Source organism: Motilimonas sp. 1_MG-2023, assembly GCF_030547455.1.
Lineage (GTDB): Bacteria > Pseudomonadota > Gammaproteobacteria > Enterobacterales > CBDFNC01 > Motilimonas.
Genome location: NZ_JAUOPX010000036.1, coordinates 21,943 through 47,127, shown reverse-complemented (window position 1 = coordinate 47,127; position 25,185 = coordinate 21,943). Strand labels below are relative to the sequence as shown.

General features: G+C 45.1%; 21 protein-coding genes. 9 read left to right on the top strand and 12 right to left on the bottom strand.

What is annotated here, in order from left to right:
• Positions 1–185 precede the first annotated feature (185 nt).
• Positions 186–1,028, top strand: a complete 843-nt coding sequence (locus tag Q4519_RS16535; protein WP_303514149.1) for a 23S rRNA (adenine(2030)-N(6))-methyltransferase RlmJ — start codon at positions 186–188, stop codon at positions 1,026–1,028.
• Positions 1,029–1,138: 110 nt separating this feature from the next.
• On the opposite strand, the gene Q4519_RS16530 is transcribed toward Q4519_RS16535, so the two are convergent.
• Positions 1,139–1,720 carry a GNAT family N-acetyltransferase gene (locus Q4519_RS16530; protein WP_303514146.1) on the bottom strand — a complete coding sequence of 194 codons (582 nt, stop codon included), beginning with the start codon at positions 1,718–1,720 and terminating at the stop codon, positions 1,139–1,141.
• Positions 1,721–1,843: 123 nt separating this feature from the next.
• Complete coding sequence (locus Q4519_RS16525) at positions 1,844–2,665, bottom strand: AraC family transcriptional regulator (RefSeq protein WP_303514143.1); 822 nt, start codon at positions 2,663–2,665, stop codon at positions 1,844–1,846.
• Positions 2,666–3,143: 478 nt separating this feature from the next.
• Here Q4519_RS16525 and Q4519_RS16520 point away from each other — a divergent pair, with 478 nt between their 5' ends.
• From Q4519_RS16520 to Q4519_RS16510, 3 genes are all read left to right on the top strand, one after another.
• On the top strand, positions 3,144–3,950 hold the full coding sequence (locus Q4519_RS16520) for a helix-turn-helix domain-containing protein (RefSeq protein ID WP_303514140.1): 807 nt from the start codon (positions 3,144–3,146) through the stop codon (positions 3,948–3,950).
• 46 nt (positions 3,951–3,996) lie between these two features.
• Positions 3,997–4,395: a VOC family protein gene (locus Q4519_RS16515; RefSeq protein ID WP_303514137.1), complete on the top strand. Its 399-nt coding sequence runs from the start codon at positions 3,997–3,999 to the stop codon at positions 4,393–4,395.
• A 532-nt stretch (positions 4,396–4,927) separates the two neighbouring features.
• On the top strand, positions 4,928–5,551 hold the full coding sequence (locus Q4519_RS16510; protein WP_232801331.1) for a flavin reductase family protein: 624 nt from the start codon (positions 4,928–4,930) through the stop codon (positions 5,549–5,551).
• Positions 5,552–5,617: 66 nt separating this feature from the next.
• On the opposite strand, the gene fhuB is transcribed toward Q4519_RS16510, so the two are convergent.
• The 6 genes from fhuB to Q4519_RS16480 all read right to left on the bottom strand — a co-directional run bounded on the left by fhuB (position 5,618) and on the right by Q4519_RS16480 (position 13,482).
• Positions 5,618–7,603, bottom strand: a complete 1,986-nt coding sequence (fhuB, locus tag Q4519_RS16505) for a Fe(3+)-hydroxamate ABC transporter permease FhuB (protein WP_303514132.1) — start codon at positions 7,601–7,603, stop codon at positions 5,618–5,620.
• Positions 7,600–8,565, bottom strand: coding sequence for an iron-siderophore ABC transporter substrate-binding protein (locus tag Q4519_RS16500; protein WP_232801333.1), 966 nt, complete (start codon positions 8,563–8,565; stop codon positions 7,600–7,602). Before Q4519_RS16500 ends, fhuB begins: the two co-directional genes overlap by 4 nt.
• Positions 8,559–9,326 (bottom strand): ABC transporter ATP-binding protein, encoded by a 768-nt coding sequence (locus Q4519_RS16495; protein ID WP_232801334.1) that lies wholly within the window; start codon positions 9,324–9,326, stop codon positions 8,559–8,561. Before Q4519_RS16495 ends, Q4519_RS16500 begins: the two co-directional genes overlap by 7 nt.
• Before the next feature lie 32 nt (positions 9,327–9,358).
• Positions 9,359–10,165 carry a siderophore ferric iron reductase gene (locus Q4519_RS16490; RefSeq protein WP_303514128.1) on the bottom strand — a complete coding sequence of 269 codons (807 nt, stop codon included), beginning with the start codon at positions 10,163–10,165 and terminating at the stop codon, positions 9,359–9,361.
• 76 nt (positions 10,166–10,241) lie between these two features.
• On the bottom strand, positions 10,242–12,416 hold the full coding sequence (locus Q4519_RS16485; protein ID WP_303514125.1) for a TonB-dependent siderophore receptor: 2,175 nt from the start codon (positions 12,414–12,416) through the stop codon (positions 10,242–10,244).
• Positions 12,417–12,516: 100 nt separating this feature from the next.
• Entirely contained in the window at positions 12,517–13,482 is a 966-nt protein-coding gene (locus tag Q4519_RS16480) for an AraC family transcriptional regulator (RefSeq protein ID WP_303514123.1), read from the bottom strand.
• 631 nt (positions 13,483–14,113) lie between these two features.
• Between Q4519_RS16480 and Q4519_RS16475 the strand changes: the two genes are divergently transcribed.
• Positions 14,114–14,677 (top strand): hypothetical protein, encoded by a 564-nt coding sequence (locus tag Q4519_RS16475; protein ID WP_303514120.1) that lies wholly within the window; start codon positions 14,114–14,116, stop codon positions 14,675–14,677.
• A gap of 58 nt (positions 14,678–14,735) precedes the next feature.
• Here Q4519_RS16475 and Q4519_RS16470 read toward each other — a convergent pair whose 3' ends face one another.
• The 3 genes from Q4519_RS16470 to Q4519_RS16460 form a co-directional block, all read right to left on the bottom strand.
• Positions 14,736–15,221 (bottom strand): hypothetical protein, encoded by a 486-nt coding sequence (locus tag Q4519_RS16470; protein WP_303514117.1) that lies wholly within the window; start codon positions 15,219–15,221, stop codon positions 14,736–14,738.
• Between the two features lie 155 nt (positions 15,222–15,376).
• Positions 15,377–16,567, bottom strand: a complete 1,191-nt coding sequence (locus Q4519_RS16465; RefSeq protein WP_232801340.1) for a potassium/proton antiporter — start codon at positions 16,565–16,567, stop codon at positions 15,377–15,379.
• Between the two features lie 45 nt (positions 16,568–16,612).
• Positions 16,613–17,044 (bottom strand): lipocalin-like domain-containing protein, encoded by a 432-nt coding sequence (locus tag Q4519_RS16460; RefSeq protein WP_232801341.1) that lies wholly within the window; start codon positions 17,042–17,044, stop codon positions 16,613–16,615.
• 21 nt (positions 17,045–17,065) lie between these two features.
• Here Q4519_RS16460 and Q4519_RS16455 point away from each other — a divergent pair, with 21 nt between their 5' ends.
• The 4 genes from Q4519_RS16455 (at position 17,066) to putP (ending at position 23,682) form a co-directional block, all read left to right on the top strand.
• Positions 17,066–17,989 carry an AraC family transcriptional regulator gene (locus Q4519_RS16455; protein ID WP_303514115.1) on the top strand — a complete coding sequence of 308 codons (924 nt, stop codon included), beginning with the start codon at positions 17,066–17,068 and terminating at the stop codon, positions 17,987–17,989.
• 194 nt (positions 17,990–18,183) lie between these two features.
• Positions 18,184–21,336 (top strand): bifunctional proline dehydrogenase/L-glutamate gamma-semialdehyde dehydrogenase PutA, encoded by a 3,153-nt coding sequence (putA, locus tag Q4519_RS16450; protein ID WP_303514112.1) that lies wholly within the window; start codon positions 18,184–18,186, stop codon positions 21,334–21,336.
• 11 nt (positions 21,337–21,347) lie between these two features.
• The gene (locus tag Q4519_RS16445; RefSeq protein WP_303514110.1) at positions 21,348–22,052 is read left to right on the top strand and encodes a hypothetical protein; all 705 of its coding nucleotides are present in this window, start codon (positions 21,348–21,350) and stop codon (positions 22,050–22,052) included.
• 139 nt (positions 22,053–22,191) lie between these two features.
• The gene (gene putP / locus Q4519_RS16440) at positions 22,192–23,682 is read left to right on the top strand and encodes a sodium/proline symporter PutP (protein WP_303514108.1); all 1,491 of its coding nucleotides are present in this window, start codon (positions 22,192–22,194) and stop codon (positions 23,680–23,682) included.
• Between the two features lie 75 nt (positions 23,683–23,757).
• On the opposite strand, the gene Q4519_RS16435 is transcribed toward putP, so the two are convergent.
• Positions 23,758–25,095, bottom strand: a complete 1,338-nt coding sequence (locus Q4519_RS16435; RefSeq protein WP_303514105.1) for an erythromycin esterase family protein — start codon at positions 25,093–25,095, stop codon at positions 23,758–23,760.
• Between the last annotated feature and the right edge of the window lie 90 nt (positions 25,096–25,185).

Below are 25,185 nucleotides of genomic sequence, written 5' to 3'. Positions count from 1 at the left end.
ATGGCTATGTCAGTCCAGAAGCATTTGAACTAAAGAACATTGCTTAGTGACGTGTCCAGTTTTAGTGCTAGGGATCATTCTTTTGCCGCCAAACAACAAAATACAGGTCAGTTACCGTCTGCAAATAGACCTCACCCCCAACTCAAGTTATCATAGCGCTATTATTTATTGCTTGAGTTGTGCCCTTGTTAAGCTATCGCCATTCCTACCATGCTGGCAATTTTGCCGATGTACTAAAACACCTTGTTGCGCTGCGTATTTTTCGTCATTTAAATGCCAAGCCTAAGCCCTATTTGTATTTAGACACTCACAGCGGCCCCGGCGGTTATGCCCTTAACTCTGAGCATGCACAAAAAACGCAAGAATACCTCACTGGCATTGCCAAACTTTGGCAACAAGGGAATTTACCCGAGCCATTGCAAGACTACGTTGACCTAATCAAAGACTTTAACGAAGGCGGCGAACTAGCCCACTACCCTGGCTCACCATCTATTGCCAAAGCTGTGCTGAGTGAACACGACAGACTAAACCTGTTTGAGCTACACACCACTGAGATTGAATTACTAAAACAAACCTTTCCTCGTGAGCGTCGCACGGCGGTTGAGCATGGCGACGGCTTTAAAGGCTTAATTGCCAAAGTGCCGCCAAAAGAGCGCCGCGGCTTTGTGTTAATCGACCCGCCGTATGAGATAAAATCTGACTACGACAAAGTGGTAAGCACTGTAATTGCTGCTCATAAGCGTTTTGCAACGGGCGTCTATGCCATTTGGTATCCCGTAGTAGAGCGTTATCGCATTAAGCAGATGGAGCAAGGCTTTATTAACAGTGGTATTCGCAACATTCAATTGTTTGAGCTGGCGATTAAACCAGATACCAATGAGCGCGGCATGACCTCAAGCGGCATGATAGTGATTAACCCGCCATGGAAACTAAAAGCGGAAATGGACGCCTGTTTGCCCCTGCTGGCTGAGTTACTTGGCGACAACCAACAAGGTTTTTTCCGCAGCGAGCAATTGGTACCGGAATAATTTACTAGTCGCACTGGCGCGTTTGCCTACAACGCGCCTTGCTGTTCAGCGGTGACAGAGGAAATTAAATCGACGATGAAAACTGCTGGTTAGGCCATTTCACAAACAGGTTAGCGCAGCTTGAATTGCGCAGCTGTCATGCCGTATAACACTCGGTCATCAAAGCCAGTATCTACTTTATAATAATTTTTTTGTGTTCCTTCTAAGGTGTAGCCACACTTTTCCATCACTTTATAAGAGCCCACATTACTCAGGTAGCAGTCAGCGGTTACTTTATGAGCGCCTAGCTCTGTAAACGCAAGCTTGGTCATAAAGGCACACACTAAAGACGCAATACCTTGACCCCAAGCATGCTCCGCAAGTTGATAACCCACTTCAAAGTTACCTTGCATAAACATAACCTTAGGTAAGCCTGCCATCCCCATATAAGCGCCATCGAGATCTCGAATGATAGCCGTTGGACTTTCAGGCCATTCGCCTTTTGCTATCGCTTGTTGTACGTTTTCGATGATCGGGTTAAAAAAACCTTCATATAATTCAACTGGCGCGGGTGCGAAAAAAAGATATTTAGTTACATTTGGATTATCCAACATAGCAATAATGTCTTTAAGATCGTCTTGAGTGATCAGCTTGATCGTTAGTTTGTCACTTAGCGGGACGGCTTTACCTTGTTTGAATAGTGATATAGACACTGGCTGTTTCCTTGGCTTTTGAATATGGGCCAAGGATAATGGGCGATTGTTGTCGAGGATTGAACATTTGCGACATTTGCGACATTTGCAGCAAGGCTAATATCCCGCAACCTAACAGCAGCCCTACTCAAAATCACCATAGGCATCAATCACTAAGTCTCGAGCATTCAAATAACCTGATGGTGTCACCCCAATAACTTGCTTCATTTTCCTGATCAAATGAGGCTGATCGCTGAAACCAAACTGGCTTGCCATTTCAGCCCAATTGGCCTTATTTGGCTGTTGATGCAAATGCATAAACAGCGCTTCAAACTTGACGATGCTTTGATACTGCTTAATGCCTATCCCTACCGTTTTCTTAAACGCTCGCTCTAACGTTCGCTTTGTTGTAAAGCACTGTTGAGCCAAATTATCGCTGGTAAATAAACCATTATGTTGCTCTATTAAGGCTAATGCTTTTTCAACAAGAATAACCGACCTGTCCCTTTGAACCGATTTCATCAGCGGCTGTAGATCTTGCTCTACACGCTCCAATATGGCCGCTTTTTCACCCTCCACAATCAGTGACTGGTAATCACTTGACGAGAGTAGATGAGCAAGCCAATCAAGCTCTAAACATTGGTCAATCACCCCCGACTCTTGCTGTTGCAGCTGATATAGCGCCGTTGGTGTAAATCGAATGCCCAACCGAGTTAATGGAGCGTCATCATTTAAGATAAGGGTTTGTGTACTGGGTGTAATAAGGTGGGAGCCGGTCCCGACAAAGTGACTCACTTTGTTCTGGTAATCATAAGTTTGAGTTGAAGGCGTGATAATGTAATGTGCGTTCACATTCGGTATCAACTGGGGCATAAACGCTATCGACTCGCCCTGCTTTACCTCTAGGTACCAAACCCAATCAACAAGGTGTTTAATCGACTCAATTTGATGTTTCCAAGTAATCATGAGGCTCCCTTAACGACGTATCAGTATATACCCAATCTACTTGAAGATGCATGTTTCAGGTTGATTAGATACATCGACCATCAAGAGTCAATCAATTAACGCTTACCCCTCTGTTACTTAACCTCAGTTTTGCTTAAGCCTATTACGAATGGATAAAGTATATTTTTACTGCAAAATTTCGTTTTCAGGGATAAAAACGCAAAGCGTATAGGGACATATTTACCGCGTTTTTGCAGGGGAAATATACTATTTTGCTTACCCAGAACTCGGGTTACTTATTTTGTCTCCGTAATGATGAAATGATATCGCGCTTGATTTTTCGTTGGGAGAACTTATCTTAATAAAATATGAGCAAATATTGTTGGCGTTATTGTGCAACAGTAAAATTGATGAAGGATAGGCCGGGTTTTATGCACCACACCATACGAATAGAAAACGAGTGGTTAACAAAGCTTATGTTTAGTAAATCAATCTTAAAATGTTGTTAGATTATAACCCAATGCAAGGCGCTGTCGCTGATGACCGCGCGTATATAACGCGGCAACCGCTCCCCCCATTAAATCGTTGGGTGCAATCATACTGGCAGCTAAAAGTAGCTAAAGGTCAATTTTTATATCATAGCGTGCCAGATAACTGTGTAGATTGGATAATTAATCTAAACAGCGCCAGCGATAACTTTCTTGTTCCACCGTTTCTCTCATCTACCTTGTTTCATATCGACGGGCCGGCGTCCTTTTTTGGCATTCGTTTTCGAATTCTCGGCCATCGTGGCCTGATTGCTATCCCATTAGGAGAATGGGGAATGGCAGGTAGTGTAAAAGCGGCAGACTTATTACCCACTGCGATTGTTTGTTCGGTATTTGAGTCCCTTGAAAATTCAAAGTGCTTTGACGAATGTTGCAATAACCTGTCGAAAGTCATGCTGTCTGCAGTCAAGTTTGCCGATGTTGATGTTCGTCTGGCGCGCTACATCAGATACTGTTACAAAAATGTTAGCTCCCACCTTGATCTATCAGATAGCCAGTGTGCTGAGTTTGGCGTGTCTGCACGCCAGCTAAGAAGGTTAACCAAGCAACACCTTGGACTGCTTCCTAAAGACTTTGGCAAGGTAATGAAATTTCAGAGCACTCTCAAAGGGATGAATACACTGGCGTGTAACCAAGCATACCTAGATCATTTTTACGACCAACCGCATTTCATTCGCGAGTTTAAACGTTTGTCTGGGGTAACTCCTACTCAGTTTTTAAAGATGTCCGTTTTATACAATCACTTCTCTGTTGATTGAAGAATAATGTATTGCACTTAATCAACAGTTAGAGAGAGTAAGTAAGATGATTGAAATTGAAGCGATGTTCCCTGTGATGGTAACGACAAACTTGGAAGCGGTGAAAACGTTCTATGAATCTGTGTTTGGATTTAATGCTGTGTTTTTTGACGCTGACTTTTACTTGCATTTGGTATCACCAAGCTCAGGCGTCCAGCTTGGATTCTTAATGCCGGAGCATGCAACTCAACCTGAGTTTCTGCGGCCACTGATGTCCCCTGAGGGATACGTGATATCGCTAGAGGTTAAAGATGCCGCTCAGGCATATGCCGAAGCACAAAAAATGGATTTGACAATTGCGATGGCGCTAAAAGAAGAAGTTTGGGGACAAGTACATTTTATGCTACAAGACCCAAGCGGTTTTCGAATTGATGTCGTTCAGCATTTAGAAGCTTCAGGCAATTAGTCAGCTCAAAAATCCATACCAATAAGTATATACCCAATCAACTTGAAGATGCATGTTTCAGAGCGCCACCGTGTTTTCAATACTAGGCACGCTAATGCAGGAATGTAGGCACCTTTTAAATTAGCGTAACAACGTAGTGGAAATACGGTGGCGCTCCCAAAGGGCAAGTTTTACACGCGTTTATGCTGTGTTATTGATTTTGATAAGGGGAAGCCATTACCTGCAATCAATGCCTTGCCTAAACGTGTGTAAAATCTTGCTGAAATCAAGCATCTCCAGGTTAATTGGGTATAGGTGTCGCGAAGCCGACATTTATACTTAATTCAGCCGTTTGCAGCGCAAATTATGTTCGGTCGTTACCGCGTTAGCCAAGCAGCCAATCGATTTTACCTCTGATATGTAAATAGAATACGTTAACTCAGCATGGGACTTGATCACTCCCACATTTCCAGCGGAGTATAAAGCCATTGCTGACTCGCGCGCCTAAATCGCCTAGACTAATGCGATGAACAATTAACTCACTGAGAAGGTTATGATTTTAGACTTTGCTAAGCTTTCGCCAAATCAGATTTATCACACTTTAACTCAAACCATCGTGCCGCGCCCGATAGCTTGGGTGTTGTCGAAAAATGCTCAAGATACGCTTAATTTAGCGCCATTTTCGTACTTCACCGCCATTAGCTCAAACCCGGCTATTTTGATGTATGCCGTGGGTAAAAAACCTACTGGCGAATATAAAGACTCCGCCACCAATGTGGAGTTAAACCAAGAGTTAGTGATCCACATTGCCGATACCAGCTTGGCTGCAGTGGTCACTGAGTCAGCCTCTTCATTGCCAAACGATGAGTCAGAGTTACAACTAGCCAACTTAACCCACCTTAATCTGGTGGAATTCACCGGCTCAAGTTTGCCGCGTATTGAGCAATGTAAAATTGCTTTCGCGTGTAAACTACACAAGGTAGTAGAAATGGGCGAGTTGCCAATGAAGTTGATGTTTGTGGAAGTGACACGCGCTTATCTTGATCCGCAAGTGGCCACTCTTAGCGAAGATGGCCGCCATAAAATAGATGCCCTCGCACTGGATCCCCTCGCCCGTTTAGGCGGCGCAGAATACGCAAATTTAGCCAGTGTATTTAAATCAGAGCGACCTAAATAGCCGATTAACTTTTAAATATTAACGAGTAAAATGCGCCATCGCTGATCATGCCAAACGGCATTCACATCAGCGACTGCGCATTAATAGGAAAATAAAATAGCCACCGCCGATTATCGAGACCAAAATACCGGCAGATATTTGTCCCGGATAAACAACAATTTGTCCTAGCCAATCTGCGGTTAGCATTAATAATGCTCCCAATAATGCAGCAACTACTAGTTGCGGCTTAACTTGTTTAGCACCCAGCATAATGGCCATGTGCGGAGCCAGTAAACCCACAAATGCCACGGGTCCCATCGTCGTGGTGACAATAGCACATAACATGGCGACACAGCTCAACAGTAAGACATAAGCCCAACTTACATTTAACCCTCGGGCAGTGGCAAAGCTTCGTCCAACAGAAATCAACGTAAGCCAGCGCGATGCGCTTATGCTCAATCCAGCTAACACCAGCACCACAGCAAGTAACATTAATGCGTGTGAGCCTTGCGCTCGATAGGCTGAGCCAGATAGCCAGGTTAAAATAACGTATTCGTCTTCACCGCCGCGCGTTAACGCAAAATGCACCAATGCTTCGATCATCGCGGTTAATGAGATTCCCGTTAAAATCAGCATTGACGGCGCATACTGGTGCTTTTTGCCCAAGAGTAGCAACAAAGCCAGCACCAGCATGCTGCCACTGAATGCCACCAATGGCCCGGATTCATGAATGGAGACACCAAACAATAAACTACTGCCCACTAAGGTAAATGTGGCGCCGGCACTGATCCCCAATAAGTCAGGGCTGGCTAAAGGGTTGTACACTAAGCGTTGCAACATTGCTCCCGCGATGGCTAACCCTGCTCCAGCGGCTAAGGTGGTGACCATTCGCGGCCAACGAACCGACCAGACAAATTCATTTGGCAAGAGCAATGAAACGCCATTGCCACTGTAGCTAAACAAGGTATATAACAATGTTGCTAGTACCAAGCATGCGCCTAACAACCAACCCGTATAACGCCCCAAATGCGCGCGGCCGTCAGGTAAACTAATGGATAAGTTGTCTTGCGCCTTAAAATGATGACGGGCGATCCAAATTAATGCAGGTGCACCAATCATCGCGGTCGCGGTGCCACTAGGAATAATGTCGACACTGTAAGCTCCTACCCAGAGAGCCAAACTATCGGTAGCACAGAGTAATATCGCGCCCAGCATTAAGCTAAACCAAAGCTCATCTCTTGCGGTGCGAGCACCTAATATTCGCGCAACATTGGGCGCTAATAAACCAATAAAGCTAATAACGCCAACCGCGGTGATCACACTCGCGACGAGCCATAAACCAATCGCAATAAAGCCAAGAAACATTGGCACCACACTTACGCCACGCGCAGTTGCGCCTTGCTGGCCGAGTTTAAGCACCGTTAGCAAACGCGGGGCAAACAACAAGATAGCCAGGGCAACGGTAATTTTAGGCAATAACCACTGTAGCCAAGACCAACCATTTTGCCCTAAATCGCCAGCGCCCCAAATAAATAAATTTTTCGCGTACTGATCATTAAGTAAAATAATCGCGCTGGCTATCGCGCCCAATAAAATGTTCACCGTCATGCCCGCCAATACAATCGGCAGGCCACTCACATTACGAATTCCCACTATTGCCAGCACCAACAGCAGCGTTAACACCGACCCCATTAATGCCGCTATGGCACTGTACTCTCCCACCCAACTTGGGAAAAAGACATTGATAATCACCAACGCAAGCCAAGCGCCAGACGCCGTGCCCAAGGTCAAGGGCGACATTAACGGGTTTTGTGTTAGCTGCTGCATTAAGCTACCAACCAAACCTAACATTGCACCGACAATTAGCCCCATCAACCAACGCGGTAACTGCACGTAGTAATAGTTAATTTCGGTAAACGATTCAGCAGGTGTACCAAACAAAAGTGCGCTTTGTTCGAACAATGTCAGAACATGACCATTAAAAGAGGTATCACTGGCCATACCACCTAGCTGCAGGTGGAGAAAAGAAATGACGCACAAGGCCACCAGCGTCATGGTGTAACGTATTATCAACGGGGAGCAAGCTCCAATAAACTTTGACTTAATGCTTCGGCGTTATACAAGATAGACATCGCACCACCATAGCTCCATGTTGCTGCTACGCGGTTAAAGCGCTGCTGTTGTACAAATGGCATGGCTTGCCAAACTCTAGATTCCGCTAACTTGTCACGGTATTCAAAGGGCTCAAAATACAGCACAGTATGCTGAGAAAATTGCTGTAATGCAGTGATCCGCTTTTGCGCGATGCCCCATTGTGTTCTTGGCTGCACCTCTGATTCCACCACCCCCAATTTACTCAAGGCATACTGAGGAATAGAGTTTTCGCCATATACATAAACCGAGTTAACACTGGCAAAGCGAATGGCTTTCACTTGTGGTAAGTTGCCATCATAAGCCGTTAGCAATGCTGATCTAAGTTCATCCAAGCGCGCTTCCATCGCCTGCAATTTTTGCTCTGCCAGCGCGGTTTTATCAAGCAGTTGCGCTATTTTTCGAAAGTTATCAACAGCCGCGGCAGCGTTATCATGAGACTCACTGTAAGTTTGGTAAAATAAAACGGGGGCAATTTTTTCAAGTCGCGACGCCAAATCTTTTTGCGGTGCGGCAATCAAGATAACATCGGGCTTTAATGCCATTAATTTTTCAATATTGGGCTCTATCCGAGCGCCTATATCTTCAACGCCTTCGGGTATGGCTGGCGTCACCACCCACTGTTCATAACCTGTAAGATCGGGCATCGCAATCGGTGTTACGCCAAGTTCAATCACTTGCTCCGCAATGTCCCAATTTAACGCGGCGACACGCACAGGATGGCTGGTAAAAGAGTGCTTTCCATCACTGTCTTCAACCCAAATTTCAGCCTTAATTGACCAAGAAAAAAGTAAACAAAACACTAAAGTGGCAAGCGTAATAGATTGAGTAAACTTGTTTTTTGACTTAAGCCAGTCAATAGGTGCAAGGTATTTAATTAGCATACAACAGCGACCTTTTTATCTTTTGTCGGGTGATTAATAAGTTGGATATTGGCTTGGTATAAGTCAGACAACTGCGCTTCGTTAAGTAAGCTTGAATGGTCTCCTTGAAACACAACTTTACCTTGCTTTAACGCGATCACGGCATCGGCATAACGCAAGGCTAAATTAATATCATGTAAAATAATGACAACCCCTTTGCCTGTGCTGCGATTAAGCCGCTGTAATAACGCTAACAGTTGATATTGATGCCCCACATCCAGCGCCGAAGTTGGCTCATCAAGTACCAGAACGGGCGACTGCTGCGCCAATAGCATGGCAATCCACGCCCGCTGTCGCTCGCCACCTGAGAGCTGATCGGCCAATACCTGCTTGAAAGCCAATATGTCGGTGTCGGCCATGGCTTGGTTCATGATGTCTTGATCGCGTTTGCGAAATCGACCGAAGGTTCCTAACCAAGGAAAACGCCCCAATTTTACTAACTCTGCCACGGTTAAACCGGACGCCGCGGGTAAACGCTGAGGTAAATACGCCACCTGTTGCGCCAGTGCTCGCGCTGACAAGTGCACTAAAGCTTGGTTATTGAGTAACACTTGGCCAGAGTCTGGTTTTAATTGCCCGGCTAATATATTGACCAATGTCGATTTTCCTGAGCCATTGTGGCCCAAAATAACGGTTAATTTATCCGTGGCGATCGTTAATTCAGGCAAAGACAAAATGTCTCGTCCATCACGTCGAACATTAACTTGGTTTAGTTGGAACATTGGCTGATCGTCTTCTTTTCAATACAAGTAATTCAAGTGGGTAAACAGCGCGATACCTTATTAGCTTTCGGGCAATTGGCGCAATAATCACCGTCATTACGCCGGTAATGCATGCAGCAACTTTTGCGCGTGAATGCCAGCATTTGAGTGGCTTGATCAACAAAAAAAGCAGTTGGCGGCGTTGCCGGCAACTTTAGCTCATTCTGCCAACAAGCGATCTGATCCATTAGCTCGCTATGGCTCAAATCATCCCGTAAGTGCTGCATTCTTAACGCACTCGCAACGAGATCATCGGCTAATAAGGATTTAATCAACCCCGGCCTTAAACGGATCTGTTGGTCAAATTGCTGCTGTAATTGCGACAACAATTGCCATAACTCATTCGTAGCGTTACGGATCAACATGGCCTGATCCCCTCGATATACAGAGGCATTCGCGATGGAAAAACCAGCCACTAAGCCTTGTTCAAGGTGCAAGGTTTGGCTTAAGGCGCGTAACTCGGGCACGGCTTGGATGCCGTAAACACTCAACAAGGACAAGTAAATAGGTTGCCAGCTTAACATTGTCCAACTTCGCGTTAACCAGTATAACGGCCCTGCCTCTGGGTGTTGTTGCTGCCAATAGCCATAAAGCTGCGAAAGCAAAGCCCCCGATGTATCCTGCTTCTTCTCGTCAGTCGCCGAAACAGCACGTAATAACGGTTGCTCACCGCCGCAACTGCCCTGCATTAGGGGGGCAATTTGCTCCGCTAGCGCAATTAACGCAGCATGAGCAGGATCGTGACTGTCACTGGCAACGGTCGAATTTAATCGGGAGAGAGCCTTTGGCTGACTCGTCATACTTTACTCACCACATCGCTAGTGGAACACAAATTAAAACGCCAATAACCATTGGCGTCAGGGACACTATTTACCATTAAAATGTCAGGCTCACGCTCGCTTCAACACTACGCTCTTCGCCAAACCAGCAGTTTGCTTGGTCATAACAAGAGTAATATTCTTTGTTTAACAAATTAGTCGCCGCTAACGAAGCTTTCGCTCCAGCCAGCGAAGTACTGACATTGGCCAGATCATACGACAAGGTTAAATCGACCAAGGTATAACTCGGTACTGTGTCGGTGTTCATCGAGTCCATTTGCGTTTCCCCGACATAGCGCAGACCCGTACCAATTTGCGTGCCACTTAACGCACCTTGATAGAATTGGTAATTCGCCCACAAAGAGGCGGTTTGTTCTGGTACCCAAACCGGTGTTTTACCTTGGAGACCAGTGGTATCTTTGGTGATCTCCATGTCAATCCAAGTATAATTAAGCGCGATCCCAAGGTTATCGGTCAGCTCATGTTGGCTCTCAAATTCAACGCCTTTTGACACAATCTCACCGGATTGCATCTTCGGCCCGTAAATATTATTCGGGTCAGATACCAGCGAATCCTCTTTGGTGATATGAAATACGGCCAAATTTGCTGTGTGCGCTAAACTCTCATCGCTATATTTCAGCCCGGCTTCCCACTGGTGCCCGGTCGTTGGATCAAACCCACTACCCGCTTTATCAATACCTGAAACTGGCTCGAAACTTTCGGCATAACTAATATAAGGGGCAAAGCCGTTATTAAATTCATACAATCCCCCCACTCGGAAAGAGAGGTTATCTTGGTCAACTTTGTCACGACTTGAGCTTGCATTACCGCTGTAAACCGAGTTAGCTTTTGTCTCAGATGTGAACTTGTCATAACGAACGCCAGCAATAACAACCCACTGATTAAAACGCATTTGGTCTTGTGCGTAAAAGCCTAATTGGCGCGTTTCCAGCTTTACATCTGAACCATAATTAAAGGTTAAAGAATCGCGGTCAATGGCCTGGTGATTTGGCTGAAACACATCCACCATCAAGCTGTAGCCATCACTGGTATCTTTGTAGATAACATCGGAAGACAATGCTTGGTAATCAATACCCAGCAACAGATGATGCTCCATCTCTCCAACCGCAATACGACCAGATAGTTGGTTATCAATGGCTAAACTATTTGAGGTTTCATCGGTTAAATAGGCATGACGCCCAATCGTACTTTGGTCTAGGGCTAAACCTGCGGGATTGTTGTACATATTTTCTTGATACGCACTTGCATCCATGTAGCGCGTATTTTGTAAAAACTGCCAATTGTCATTTAAATCATGCAGTAACTTATACCCTAGCAATAAAACTTCTCGCTCGTAGGTATTCCAATTCTCATCACCCAAGAAGGTACTAGGCGAAAGATTTCCCATCGGATGTGGCTTCACCGAGCCTGCAGCAGGTACTGTGGTATAGATGCCAGCACTGGGATCGTTTTGGTAATACATGTTCACATTGAGTAAAGTGCTATCGCTCATCTGCCAATCTAATGATGGCGCGAATACCCAGCGCTCTTCTTCTGAAGTGTCGGCTTGACCCTCTTTTTGCCGTACTAGCCCCACCACGCGATAAGCTAAATTACTTTGCGCAATTTGACCCGTGCTATCAAACATCAACTCTTTACGTTGATAACTGCCTGTCTTAACACTAATACCGTGTTTCGCCTCACGTTGCGGCGACTTAGCGATCATGTTAACCATGCCGCCAGGCGGCGTACTACCATACAAAACAGACGTTGGGCCTTTGAATACTTCAATTTGCTCAAGCATCACAGGATCGATCTGCGGCTGTAAATTCCAGCCGTTATACATCAAAGGCAAGCCATCATAGAAGTTTTGGTAATTATCAAAACCACGAATATTAAATAAATCAAGTCTGGTCACTGCGCCGCCACGTAACTCTGTATTAACCCCCGGCACATAGCGTAATGCTTCTGCTACTGAGCTAACATCTCGCTGCTCTAACATTTCAGCATCAATGACCGAAATAGCCTGTGGCGTTTCGTACACGTCTAGAGATGTTTTTGTTGCCGTGTTCCGGTAGGCCTGACCCAATACCGTCATGGTTTGCACCTCTTCAGCTGACTCCCCTGTGGCATTGTTAGTCGTCCCCTGCTCAGCATAAACTAGCGGTTGATACAAAATTGTCGATATCATACTAGCCAAGGCAGTACGTTTATAAATGATGGGAAATGGCATGTGCATCCTCTAAACAACTAGAATAAATGGTAATAGATATCATTTGCATTCTATATGGATTCGCCAATAAAAGTTAACAATTTGGGGCATGTTGCGACATTTATCCTAGAGACTCTCCTTTCGCCATCACAGGCAGCCAATATTCCATGCAAGCCTGCTCAGCGGATCCATCATATTTGACGGGATATACTTCTAATTCATAACCGTCTAAGCCCCGATAGCCTGATTCCGGTAGCCAATTTAATAAAAACCACTCAATGGTCGCCGCTAACTGCCTTATTGGGCCTCTATGTGTCACCACCGCATACGTTTGTTCCGGTACATATTTGGTTTTAAACGGCGTGATAATCTGGGAGATAGCAGACATGTCAGCTGAACTCATAGAATGACCAAGTGCTGCCCAATAACGAAGGTTGCCGCCAGCAAGGTTAACTTGCGTCGTATCAATGACTCCTAGCATCGCATCAAGATAAGTTGGCTTAAATGGCCATGCGTCTTTCACATCTGCCAATGAATGATGAAATTGTTGCCACACTAAAGGCACGCGCTGTTGGAAGTTAGGCTGTGGCGATAATACCCCACTGATCTCAACGTCGATGCCACTGAAATGAAATCCTGCTCGCGTTTCAATTCGCACTTGGGTTAAGCGCTTCCCTCCTTTAGGTAAGTGATGCACTTTTGTCACTTCTAATGGTTTTCTTAGCCCAGTTAACACCCCCCTTTTTTTATAGGCCCTTGGACTTAAGTCAAACATATTCTTAAACGCTCGACTGAAGCTCATTTCAGAACCAAAACCCAGCAGCAAAGCAATGTCTATCATGCGTAATTCCGTCGCCACCAATAGTTCGGCAGCTCGGCTAAGCTTAATTTCACGGACATAGTTGGCTACAGAAAAACCCGTTTCGTGTAAAAAAACCCGTTGCAACTGCCAACGAGACCAACAACTTTTTGCCGCCAATTGTTCAACTGATAAAGGCTCATCCAAGTGCTGATGTATATATTCCAGAACGCGAATGATGCGAGATAAAGGCGGACGGTCAGTGACGATGGGAGCTATTTTAGACATCTATTTGAACAAACCATTAACTAAGCAGAAGCGTATTTTGCCACAAAAAAAAGTAAAAACGATACTTATTATCATTAACGAGTTCCATTATGGCCGATCCCGCCTCTGTGATATCAGTCAACCACAGCATAGTACCGACACAAAAACGGCATTGCAGAGTGATATACCCAATCAACCTGGAGAGGCTTGATTTCAGCAAGATTTTACACGCGTTTAGGCAAGGCATTGATTGCAGGTAATGGCTTCCCCTTATCAAAATCAATAACACAGCATAAACGCGTGTAAAACTTGCCCTTTGGGAGCGCCGTCGTGTTTCCACTACGTTGTTACGCTAATTTGAAAGGTGCCTCCTGCATTAGCGTGCCTAGTATTGAAAACACGGTGGCGCTCTGAAACATGCATCTTCAAGTTGATTGGGTATAGATGAGCTGGCTGGTGTTAAACACGTAAGGTTTACATTGACTTTGACCTGAAGCTATCGTTAATTATGTCAATAAAGTTAGATGATTATGAATGTTAACCATCTGGGCTTTAGTTAGGTAAGTGTTTTGCAACCTAACATTGCAAACACCTATCGCAGAATGAAACAAGCCTCATAAGCTAAAAATGTTATTAAACATCGGAGTATTGAATGAGAATCCTATTACCAAGTTTGTTGTTTATGAGTTTAACCGGGTGTTCAAGCTTGACGCCTAGCCAAGAAAGCACATCCACTCATCTACCGACAGAATGCAAAGGAAGTGTCGCCTTACCTACAAATATTGCCGCCAATTTTGAAGCGATTGAAGATCAAGCTCTGTTAGAGAGTGCACTAGGCGAACCAGAACAAGGTAAGTTGTGCCAAGGACAAGTTTACAAAAGCCGTCAGGCCACTGAAGTTGTGCTATTTAGAGCGTGGAATAGTACCAATCCAAACAGCCAATTTGGCCAATGGTGGGCGTTTGATAAACCCAATGGGAAAGTATCGACTTACCGCTCAAATTATGAAATATGCTACCAATGGTCGCCATTAGATAAACTCGTTCGCTGCACTCTTAAGCCGGGTACAAAAGTCGTTGTCGGCAACGGACAGAGTGCGAAATGCTCTGAGTATTTGACCTATGATGTTTCAGAGACACAGCAAATTTATATTTCTGATGCTGCTAATTCAGTAACAAACTGCAGTGAATATGACGGAACATTCAGCTGGCAGTAAAATGCTTGTTACCACCTCATTACTCATACCAGCCAAGAGTAATGAGGCCTATGCTGTACTATTTACTGGGGGCGTCTTCAATTTTTTTACGCATCAGCTCTAGTAACTGTCCTGTCATCATTACCACTGACATATGCAGCATGCTACGTTTTTTATCCGCCGCTTCGGTATGTTTATAAGCTAATTTTTGTAGCTCAGATTTCGCTTCTTTAATTTGTTCTTTTATTTGTTTTATTTGCGCTTCTCGAAACTGCTCTTCCCGAGACAAGCCGCTCGTGCTCTCGCTTTCTTTTCCGCGATTAAGTAACAAGTTTTTGGCTTGTTCAAGAGCCTGTTGTTTTTGTTGTTCGAGATGCTCTTGTTGTTGATTAGCGTAACGCTCTTTCGCTTCATCTGACAGGGTAATTTTGTCACCCTGCGCGACTAAACCTCCCGCTAGTTCACGTGTTGGCAGATCAGCTTTTGGCAGCGGCTCTTCCTGCTTAGTCAACGCCGTGCTTGCGCGAGTGTCATAACTCTTACTAGCATTAAGATTTATCGCCATCTCGTGCTATCCCATCTGTTGTGAGCCTATCATAGAGTATCGGCCAACCAGGCTAAAAGTTAAACTAAGTGGCGATAAATTGCCATTTAGCCATATCGTAAACAGCTCATCGAATGCGCTTTAATAAACCTTATTCAGGTCTGAAAGTAAGCTGATTATTGTTTGACTAAACCCAATTTCCTTGCCAATGGTTCAATTGCACCGCCTTGAATAAAGACCGAGAACAACACGATAAAAAACACCATGTGCATCATTTCTATTGCACCAGGTACGCCTGCGGTTGCAGGGATCAGAGCAAAAACTATCGGAGTAGCCCCCTTTAAACCAATCGCCGAGATAAATATACGCTTTTTCCAACTGGCGTTAACAAAAGGCAAATAGCACAGCTGAACCGCAAGGGGTCTAGCAACAAATATGAGTAAAATTGCAGGTAGAACTGACAGCCAGAATACTTCAACGAGGTTTTGCGGGAATATTTGCAATCCTAATACAACAAACATTAACGACTGCGCCAACCAAGAGAGGCTGTTATAAAAATGTTTACTGATTTCATGGCCCCGCAATAATTCATTACCCACAATGACCCCAGCCACATATACCGCGACTAGCACATTGCCCCCCAACAATTCATTGCTATAAACAACAATAAGAAAGCAGGCCAAGATATAAACAGGGATCAATCCTACTTCGTCTAGTTCTATTTTGTTCAGTACCCAAACGGCTGATTTGCCAAGCGCAAAACCTAATCCCGCCCCGACCAGTACTTGCTGGGTTAACATTAAACCAATACTGGCAAAGCTAGGGCTAACGCCAGTGCTATTCACAATTAAGTCCGTTAATAGGATGACCATTAACAATGCCACGGGGTCGTTAGTTGCCGACTCAAATTCCAACACGGTATCAGTATTTTCTTTTAGCTTTAATTGCTTAGATTGAAGAATTGAAAATACTGCAGCCGCATCAGTTGAAGAAACCACTGCAGCAAATAATAAGCAAGTTAAGAGATCGAAATCGAGCAAATAATACAAGATCACTGCAAAAATTAATGTAGTGAACAACACCCCTAAACTCGACAAAGTGCCCCCCTCACGCCAAGCCACCCTAATACTTTTGGTTGACGTGTTTAGGCCACCAACAAATACAATCACATTCAAAGCCATGCCGCCAATCAACGAGCTAAGCACTATGTTGTCATAAGTAAAGTCAAATTCGCCGTTACCAAAAGCTAAGCCCACTACCATAAAAATTAATAGCGAAGGGATCCCTAGGGTTTTGGATGGATGGTGCAATAAAATGCCGATTACCACCAGCAACGCAATTCCAATCATGCTCATTTCAAACGACAAGTGTCCTCCCCGCCATCTCAGCCTAAATAAAGGTCTAATTATCGGTTACTTTTCAATTCTTTTATACACTTCCTTAACGTAACCGTCTTGCTCAGCAAAACCAAGCATACGCAGTGGATAAGGGCCTTGCTGGGTCAGTGTGTCGCCGTCCAAGGAGAGAGAGAAGCTAATGGCTTTGCCCTCATAATTGGGGTAACTACAAAATTCAACCCACTCGGTGTAGGTTTCGCCCTCTAAAGTAAAGCGTCCTCCACCTGTATCTAAGGTTTTACTCGCTGCTAAGCGCTCTTCATCTGTCACACTTGCGCTAAATGGAACGCGGTCGGCAGTTTTAGAATAAAAGTAAAAATGACCCGATTCCGTAAAATGTTTGATCATCTCACGGTTAGGATCAAAGCTATCCGTCATTTTATCGGCAATGGTCATTTCAGCAGCGATAAGTTGCCAACGGCCAATCAAATTTTCTTTGGTCAACATATTGGTTACTCCTTGATAGTCATGAGCCGTTATCATGTATTTGATTTATCTTTGAGTCGAGAACATTTGTCGCTATCACTGTGCCCTGTCGGTATTTTAGTTATACTCACTACAACATTTATGCCTAACGGTTCGTCTATGCCCGATTCAAAATCACTAACTAACTCTATTCCATTACCTCGGCCTGCTGAAATTATAACGCTACCTAGTTATAAAAATTGCCATGATCACCAATACACACAAGTGGTTATTGGCCTTAAAGGACAAGTAGAATTTGAAGTGGCTGGCCGTGGTAACATCGTTGGTCCAGGGCAAGGTTGTGTCGTAGTGGCATGCTCTGACCACGCATTTGGCGGCATTGCCTGCCAATCGGATATATTGGTTTTAAACTTGCCGACACCACAACGGCACGATCCCTTAATGCTACAAAAAATCAATCAATTAGCTCACTGCGACACTTATTTTCAGCTCGATGCGCAAATCCAAAAATTAATCCAAATGTTAGTGCAAGAAATGCAATCTAACCCTGATGACTTATTGCTCAGCCGCGCTTGTAACGATACCGTTATCGCTTTATTACAACGCCACATCAGTGCATTTCAAACCGGGAAAAAAGAGTCGCGCTTTGACTTAGAAACCCTTGACCGTTACATAAATCAACACCTTAGTCATAAAATTTCCATTGCTCAATTAGCGGGCAGTGTGTTCTTAGGTGAAAGCCAGTTTCATCTCATGTTTAAAGAACAAATGGGGATTACACCTCATCAATACGTATTGAACAAACGTATTGATTTAGCCAAAAAACTCATTAACCAAGGTCACTTAAATTTAAGCCAAATATCCGAACTGGTCGGTTTTTCAAGTCAAAGTTCTTTCACTCATCGCTTTACACGTGCTTTGGGTATCTCTCCTTCGCAGTATAAAAAACAATATAGTCCCAGCTAGCTAACAAATGTCAAAATATAATGTTAATTTTAAATTAGTGACTATGTTTAAATTTTGTTAATCAATGTACTTTCAGACAAATACACCGTAGTTTTTGACAAGTAATACTCTGCCACCCAAAATACACTGACAGCCATTGTAATTTTCTCGGTTTGTTTATTAAACGAGTCGATAGTGAAATCAAAGGAGAAGGCATGTTTACTGCCACGGATGTGTTAAAAGCAGCGTTTCATGAGCAACCTCTTGACCAACTTTGGTCGCTGATTTCGCCATTATATATGGTGGATGAAACCCAATGGCTAACTGAGCTGTTACCCTTAGCAACCCCTTCGGCCGCAGAAAAAGCGCAAATCGCCGATAAAACCAGCCAGCTCATCAAAGCTATTCGCGCCGATAAAAACGCAATCCAAATGATCGATGCTCTGCTACTGGAATACAGCTTAGACACCCAAGAAGGCATTTTACTCATGTGTTTGGCCGAGGCCTTAATGCGTATTCCCGACTCAGCGACTGCTGATGCGCTGATTAAAGACAAGCTCAGCGTTGCTGATTGGCAATCGCATTTGGCCCATTCAGACTCAGTTTTTGTTAACGCTTCAACTTGGGGCTTAATGCTAACAGGCAAAGTCATTGGTCTTGGCAATCCGGCACCACAAAGTCCCACCCAAGCACTCAATAAGTTAGTGAACAAACTGTCTGAGCCAGTGATCCGGCAAGCCATGCATCAAGCCATGAAGGTGATGGGCCATCAATTTGTGCTTGGTCGCAATATTAATGAGGCGCAGCACAAAGGTCGCCCAATGCGAGACAAAGGCTTCACCTATTCATTTGATATGCTTGGAGAAGCAGCGTTAACCAGCGCAGACGCCAAGAAATACTATCAGGATTACTTAACCGCCATTGAAGCCGTTGGCAAAGATCAATACACCAGTAAAACCAGCCCTGCACCGTCGGTGTCCATAAAGCTATCGGCATTACATCCGCGTTATGAAGTGGCGAACAAAGCCCGAGTTCTTACTGAGCTTTATGAAACCCTTAGTCAATTACTGCGCCGCGCCGTTGAACTAGATGTTGCGATCACCATCGATGCCGAGGAAGCCGATCGGTTAGAGTTGTCACTGCAACTATTTGAAAAGCTATATCGCAGTGATGTGGTCAAAGGCTGGGGTAAGTTTGGTTTGGTGATCCAAGCCTATTCTAAGCGTGCTTTACCTGTTTTAGTTTGGCTCAACGCGTTAGCTAAAGAGCAAGGGGATGTGATCCCGCTACGGTTAGTCAAAGGGGCCTATTGGGACAGTGAAATTAAATGGTCGCAACAAGCGGGCTATGCCAATTACCCTGTTTACACCCGTAAAGAAGCAACTGATGTAGCGTATTTAGCCTGTGCTCGATTTTTGTTAAGCGATCTTGTGCGTGGCAATATTTTTCCACAGTTTGCCAGCCATAATGCGCAAACCGTCAGCGCCATTGCGGTCATGGCTAATCATAAAGATTTTGAGTTTCAGCGCTTACACGGCATGGGCGAAGCCCTTTATAACCACGCCATGGCAGCTTATCAACAATCTGTGCGTATTTACGCTCCAGTTGGTAGCCATAAAGACTTACTGCCTTACTTAGTGCGCCGATTACTTGAAAATGGCGCCAATAGTTCTTTTGTGCATCGCTTGGTGGATGCACGTTGTCCCATCGACACCTTAACACAGCATCCTGTAGATATGCTGACAAGCTATGACAGCTTCAATAACACTCAGATCCCGTTACCAGGACAAGTGTTCCCTGATCGCGCCAACTCACTGGGTATCAATGTCGATATTATCAGTGAAGCCGAGCCATTTGAGTCTCAAGTCCATCACTTACTCAGCAAGCAATGGACAGCAGGGCCGGTCATTAATGGTGTGGCACTGTTTGATCAGTTATTCCAAACCAATGACGTTCATATTGAAACCATTACGGCTCCTTATGATCGCCGGATTCAAGTCGGCAGTGTCGCCTTTGCTAGCCAAGAGCATGTGACCGCCGCCATCTCCGGAGCAGAAGCCGCCTTTCCTGCTTGGCAGCAGACGCCAGTGACTGAAAAAGCAGCCATGTTGGAAAAACTGGCAGACTTACTGGAACAACATTTGGCAGAGTTTACTGCGCTTTGCCATCAAGAAGCCGGTAAAACCATTCACGACAGCATTGATGAAGTACGTGAAGCCGTGGATTTTTGCCGCTACTACGCCAAACAAGCCCAGCAGCTAACACCGCAAACCTTAACGAGTTTTGATGGCGTTACCCGTACCAGCACACGTCAAGGTCGCGGAGTATTTGTCTGTATTAGCCCATGGAACTTCCCTTTGGCTATCTTCCTTGGTCAAATCAGTGCGGCATTAGTAGCGGGTAATACAGTGGTTGCTAAACCTGCCGAGCAAACCAGTTTAATTGCCGCGCGCGCTGTTGACTTAATGGCTGAGGCTGGCTTTCCTGCTGGCGTCATTCAATACCTACCGGGGCGCGGTACAGATATCGGTCATGCCCTTACGAGTCACCCCGCTATTGCTGGCGTGGCATTTACTGGCTCTACCCCCACCGCCCAGCGCATTAATATCTCTCTTGCCAGCCGCACCGCGAAGCCAGTGCCATTTATTGCTGAAACGGGTGGCCAAAATGCCATGATCGTCGACAGTACCGCGCTACCAGAGCAAGTGGTACGCGATGTTATTCGCAGTGCATTTGCTTCCGCCGGTCAGCGCTGCTCCGCGCTGCGCGTACTATTTATACAACAAGACATTGCTGAGCGCGTCATTACGCTGATCAAAGGAGCGATGGAAGAACTCAACGTCGGCCTACCCTATTTACATCAAACTGACGTAGGCCCAGTGATTGATAGCAACGCCAAACAAAAACTGCTTACTCACATTGAGCACATGAGCCAAACCCAGCGTAAAGTAGCCCAACTACCATTGAATAATGCCTGCGCTGAAGGTGATTTTGTGCCACCAACAGCCTTTGAAATTGACGATATCAGTTGCTTAACCCAAGAGCATTTTGGCCCAATACTGCACATAGTACGCTTTAAAGCCAGCGAGCTAGCCCAAGTGGTTGAACGAATCAATCAAACAGGCTTTGGTTTAACCATGGGGATACACAGCCGTAACGAAACCACCTACCGCTGGATTGAGCAACACGCACGAGTCGGCAACTGTTACATCAACCGCGATCAAGTAGGCGCGGTAGTTGGGGTACAGCCTTTCGGTGGGCAAGGCCTATCCGGTACAGGGCCCAAAGCCGGAGGCCCACATTACTTGTATCGCTTCACGGAACAGCACATAACCGAGCAGCAAATCATTAGCGAAGCCAAGGCATAAGGAGCAATATCATGATCAATCACGTGACACGTTTTACCGATGCCCAGCAAGCTTGGGAGCAATGGAACTTAGCCCCATTTGACCATAAGTTGTCACAATTACAGGCTTTTAGTGCGGCTTTACAGCAAGGTAACGCAACCTTGGCTAAGGTTTGTCAATATCAACTTGAGCAAGGTAAAAAATGGTTAGCCCAGCCTCATCGCTTAATCGGCCCAACGGGTGAAACCAATGAACTCTATACCGCTGGGCGCGGTGTTGCCCTGCTCATTTTAGACAATACCGACCATTACCAGCAAGCTCAGCAAAGTATGATGGCGATGCTCAGTGCTGCCATGTTGGCTGGCAATGCTGTACTGCTATGCAGTGACGATATTACATTTAATAACGCTGTTAACAATGCCATGCAGCAAGCTCAATTACCTGCGCATTTACTGCACATTATCGCTTTCGACGCCTATCCGGTTTTACTAGGTTGTGATATTCGCAGTGCAGGTTACATAGGATCATCACAGGTTGAATTAAGCCTCAACTTGCAACTGGCTAAGCGCGACGGTGTTATCGTCGGCTTAGTATCCGAAACGGATCTGCCAGCGATGTCCCTCGCTCACGATCCACTCTTGGCGCTACGCTTTATTACTGAGCGCACGCGCACTATCAACATAACCGCGGTGGGCGGCAATGCAACCTTGCTTGAGCTTGGTAGCGCTGCCCACTAGTTTTCTTGGTTACTCGGGCGTGATTAAACTGCCTGAGTAAATGCCCAAGTATGATTTTTAAAACAGAGGTTTACACCAAGCTGTTTAAAATTGAGTTCTTGGGGCACGGAAAGCAACTAACCATAATGAGGACTATCGAATGATAGAAAATAGTTTTGCAATCACGGCAACCTTTATCGCCTACCTGATAATGATGCTAGCCATTGGTGCGATTGCCTATATGCGCACATCAAACTCAAGTGATTATTTTTTAGGTGGCCGCCGCTTAGGGCCTTGGCCTGCCGCACTCTCTGCCGGGGCCTCCGATATGAGTGGCTGGCTGTTACTGGGCTTACCCGGTTACGCCTATGCCGCCGGTATTGAAGCATTTTGGCTAGCAGGTGGCTTGTTACTTGGCACATGGGCTAACTGGCTGGTGAATGCCAAGCGCTTGCGCACTTACAGTATTACGACTGACTCAATCACGTTGCCCGATTTCTTTTCGCGTCGCTTTAATGATACATCGAAGCTGATTCAAACCATTTCTGCTTTTTTCATTTTGCTCTTTTTCTTGTTCTACACCAGTTCAGGCTTAGTAGCAGGTGGGAAATTGTTTGAAACCGTTTTCGGTTTAGATTACAGCATTGCCGTTATTATTGGCACGGCTTGCGTGGTGTCCTATACCTTGTTTGGTGGCTTTTTAGCCGTATCTTGGACCGATTTAGTGCAAGGCTTGTTGATGTCAGCCGCACTATTGATAGTGCCTATTGCGGCGTTAGATGGTGGCTTTGGCCAACTGTCCAATGACTTATCTGCCATTAACCCTGAATTGCTCACCCTTTGGAACGACGTCAAAGGCGAGCCTCTCAGTGCTATTGCAATCATCTCACTGGTCGCTTGGGGCCTAGGTTATTTTGGTCAGCCGCATATTTTGGCGCGTTTTCAAGCCACTCGCACTAACAAAGATTTAGTCGTTGCACGTCGTATTGCTGTCATTTGGACCGCGCTTTCAATGACAGGTGCGTTACTCGTTGGTTTAGTGGGCTTGGTGTATGTTAACTCAGGCACTATCGAGCTAGCCGATGGCGAAAAAATATTCATGATACTGGTTAACGCCATGTTCCATCCAGTGATTGCAGGTATTTTACTTGCCGCAATTTTGGCCGCCATCATGAGTACCGCGGATTCACAATTACTAGTTTCTTCTTCTGCACTTGCGGAAGACTTTTACAAACAAGTGGTTAAACAAAATGCGTCTACTGAAGAGATTGTTAAAGTTGGCCGCTTCGCGGTGATCCTTATCTCTTTAATTGCACTGGCTTTAGCCATGTCTCCCGATAGTTCAGTATTAGGTTTAGTCTCTTATGCTTGGGCAGGTTTTGGCGCGGCATTTGGTCCTGCACTGGTGTTAAGTTTGTACTGGCGTCGCATGAACCGTAATGGTGCGTTGGCAGGGATCATCATTGGCGGGGTAACGATCGTGATATGGAAACAACTTACTGGTGGTTGGTTTGACGTATACGAGATTGTTCCTGGGGTTATCTTTTCAACACTGGCCATTATTGGCGTAAGTTTAGCCACTGCTGAGCCTAACGAAGTGGTTAAAGCGCAACATGCCGATTTTGAGAAAAAACTGGTTGAATTTGAATAAATAACGCATTTAATTTAACCCAAAGTGGCGCCCTGTTGGGCGCTACTTTATTACTTTACCTCGCTGTGCCCCACTTCAATAACGAGAAACAGTTGCTTCTTCTACTGGAATAAAGAGCATGCCATCCATGATCTCCGCAGGTGTAACATATTGCGCAGCGCCACCGTGAAAAGCTAATTTAAACTTGCCAGAAAATATCAGGTTTGAACTGTTCGTTTCATTGAAGTCTATGAACGCATTGGGGATCCCTGCAGAGCCTAGCAAATAGTTGACCGTGTCTTTATCACGACTTATAGCAAATGCATCCTCTGCCCAAGTTTCATATTGCGGAACGTAAGGCGCATACATGCCGCCATTATCTATCACGCCCATTACATAACTAGTCAATTCAGGTTGCTGTTTTACCAGTGCTTGCGGCACCGTATGCTCAACTTTAGTAATATGAATATTGTGCGACCAGATAGCAGTCTGTCCGCGAGTCTTAAACCAGACATCTCGAAGCCAACGTAAGTTATCTGCAGAGCGAACATCAGCCTTAGCATAATCTAAATCATTGACCTGCATTTGAGCGTGCCCTTGCATACCTTTAACAACTTGCAGCCAAAAACTGGCATATTGGCGAAAATTTCTTGGTGTTGTCGGATCATACTCCGGGATGACTTCCAGTTTAGCTTGTTGTTCAAGTACCTTTTCAAGGGCGACTAGGGCAGACATGAGTTGTTGATGTAAAGCTTGATTATGGTTGTAGGTCACATCCGGGTTGTGCCATGAGCACATCATCACTGGCGCAATAGTGTAAACATCCATTAAGTTGTCTACTGATAAGCTGCTGTCCGTCAAATACTGGTCAAGCTCTTGTAACATAATACTAGTTACGTCACCTTCTTTAACGAGGCAAGCAGGATCACTGTTTATTCTTGAATCAAACCCCGCCAGTATCAACGGCGAATTCACTTGGTCAAGATCGTTAATATAATTAACAATTTGCGATACACCTTTACTATGCCGCTGCATATACATAAAGTTTGCATGAGGCCCTGTGATGGCTTCAATTAAAGGTTGTTTGCCCGTTAAGTATTGCTCCCAAGCCACCAGTCCATCATAAAAACCCGCCTCAAATACAACAAGATCGAGTTTTCCTTCCTGATGCAACCCTTGCAAAATTCGACTTTTAATAAAATGCACGACAGAGCCATTATGAGATGGCTCGCCTAAGCTCACTAAATCATAATCTTTAACGCGATCGATAATAGGCTTTATATCGGTATTGTCTGAACTCATTTGCGTGCTGGTAATCTCACTGTATTCTAGACCAGCAATTTCTGTGAGCGTAGAGGTCGCATTCCCTCCTCCACCGCCACCACATGCAGCTAACACGATGGCACTACTTAACAGCATCAGTTTACATTTCATTTCTTACCCCCTGATAGAATACCCACAAAAAACATCATGACGTTTTTAGCGAAATAAGTCTGTGACCCACCGGGCAATAAAATATAAAAT

Bases quoted from the DNA above. Each gene is read 5' to 3' on its own strand.
- Q4519_RS16435 (WP_303514105.1), bottom strand. From the start codon at position 25,095: ATGAAATGTAAACTGATGCTGTTAAGTAGTGCCATCGTGTTAGCTGCA.
- Q4519_RS16470 (WP_303514117.1), bottom strand. From the start codon at position 15,221: ATGGCGATAAATCTTAATGCTAGTAAGAGTTATGACACTCGCGCAAGC.
- Q4519_RS16485 (WP_303514125.1), bottom strand. From the start codon at position 12,416: ATGCCATTTCCCATCATTTATAAACGTACTGCCTTGGCTAGTATGATA.
- putA (WP_303514112.1), top strand. From the start codon at position 18,184: ATGTTTACTGCCACGGATGTGTTAAAAGCAGCGTTTCATGAGCAACCT.
- Q4519_RS16520 (WP_303514140.1), top strand. From the start codon at position 3,144: ATGTTGTTAGATTATAACCCAATGCAAGGCGCTGTCGCTGATGACCGC.
- Q4519_RS16475 (WP_303514120.1), top strand. From the start codon at position 14,114: ATGAGAATCCTATTACCAAGTTTGTTGTTTATGAGTTTAACCGGGTGT.
- putP (WP_303514108.1), top strand. From the start codon at position 22,192: ATGATAGAAAATAGTTTTGCAATCACGGCAACCTTTATCGCCTACCTG.
- Q4519_RS16510 (WP_232801331.1), top strand. From the start codon at position 4,928: ATGATTTTAGACTTTGCTAAGCTTTCGCCAAATCAGATTTATCACACT.
- Q4519_RS16525 (WP_303514143.1), bottom strand. From the start codon at position 2,665: ATGATTACTTGGAAACATCAAATTGAGTCGATTAAACACCTTGTTGAT.
- Q4519_RS16460 (WP_232801341.1), bottom strand. From the start codon at position 17,044: ATGTTGACCAAAGAAAATTTGATTGGCCGTTGGCAACTTATCGCTGCT.
- Q4519_RS16445 (WP_303514110.1), top strand. From the start codon at position 21,348: ATGATCAATCACGTGACACGTTTTACCGATGCCCAGCAAGCTTGGGAG.
- Q4519_RS16455 (WP_303514115.1), top strand. From the start codon at position 17,066: ATGAGCCGTTATCATGTATTTGATTTATCTTTGAGTCGAGAACATTTG.
- Q4519_RS16490 (WP_303514128.1), bottom strand. From the start codon at position 10,165: ATGACGAGTCAGCCAAAGGCTCTCTCCCGATTAAATTCGACCGTTGCC.
- Q4519_RS16500 (WP_232801333.1), bottom strand. From the start codon at position 8,565: ATGCTAATTAAATACCTTGCACCTATTGACTGGCTTAAGTCAAAAAAC.
- Q4519_RS16515 (WP_303514137.1), top strand. From the start codon at position 3,997: ATGATTGAAATTGAAGCGATGTTCCCTGTGATGGTAACGACAAACTTG.
- Q4519_RS16495 (WP_232801334.1), bottom strand. From the start codon at position 9,326: ATGTTCCAACTAAACCAAGTTAATGTTCGACGTGATGGACGAGACATT.
- Q4519_RS16480 (WP_303514123.1), bottom strand. From the start codon at position 13,482: ATGTCTAAAATAGCTCCCATCGTCACTGACCGTCCGCCTTTATCTCGC.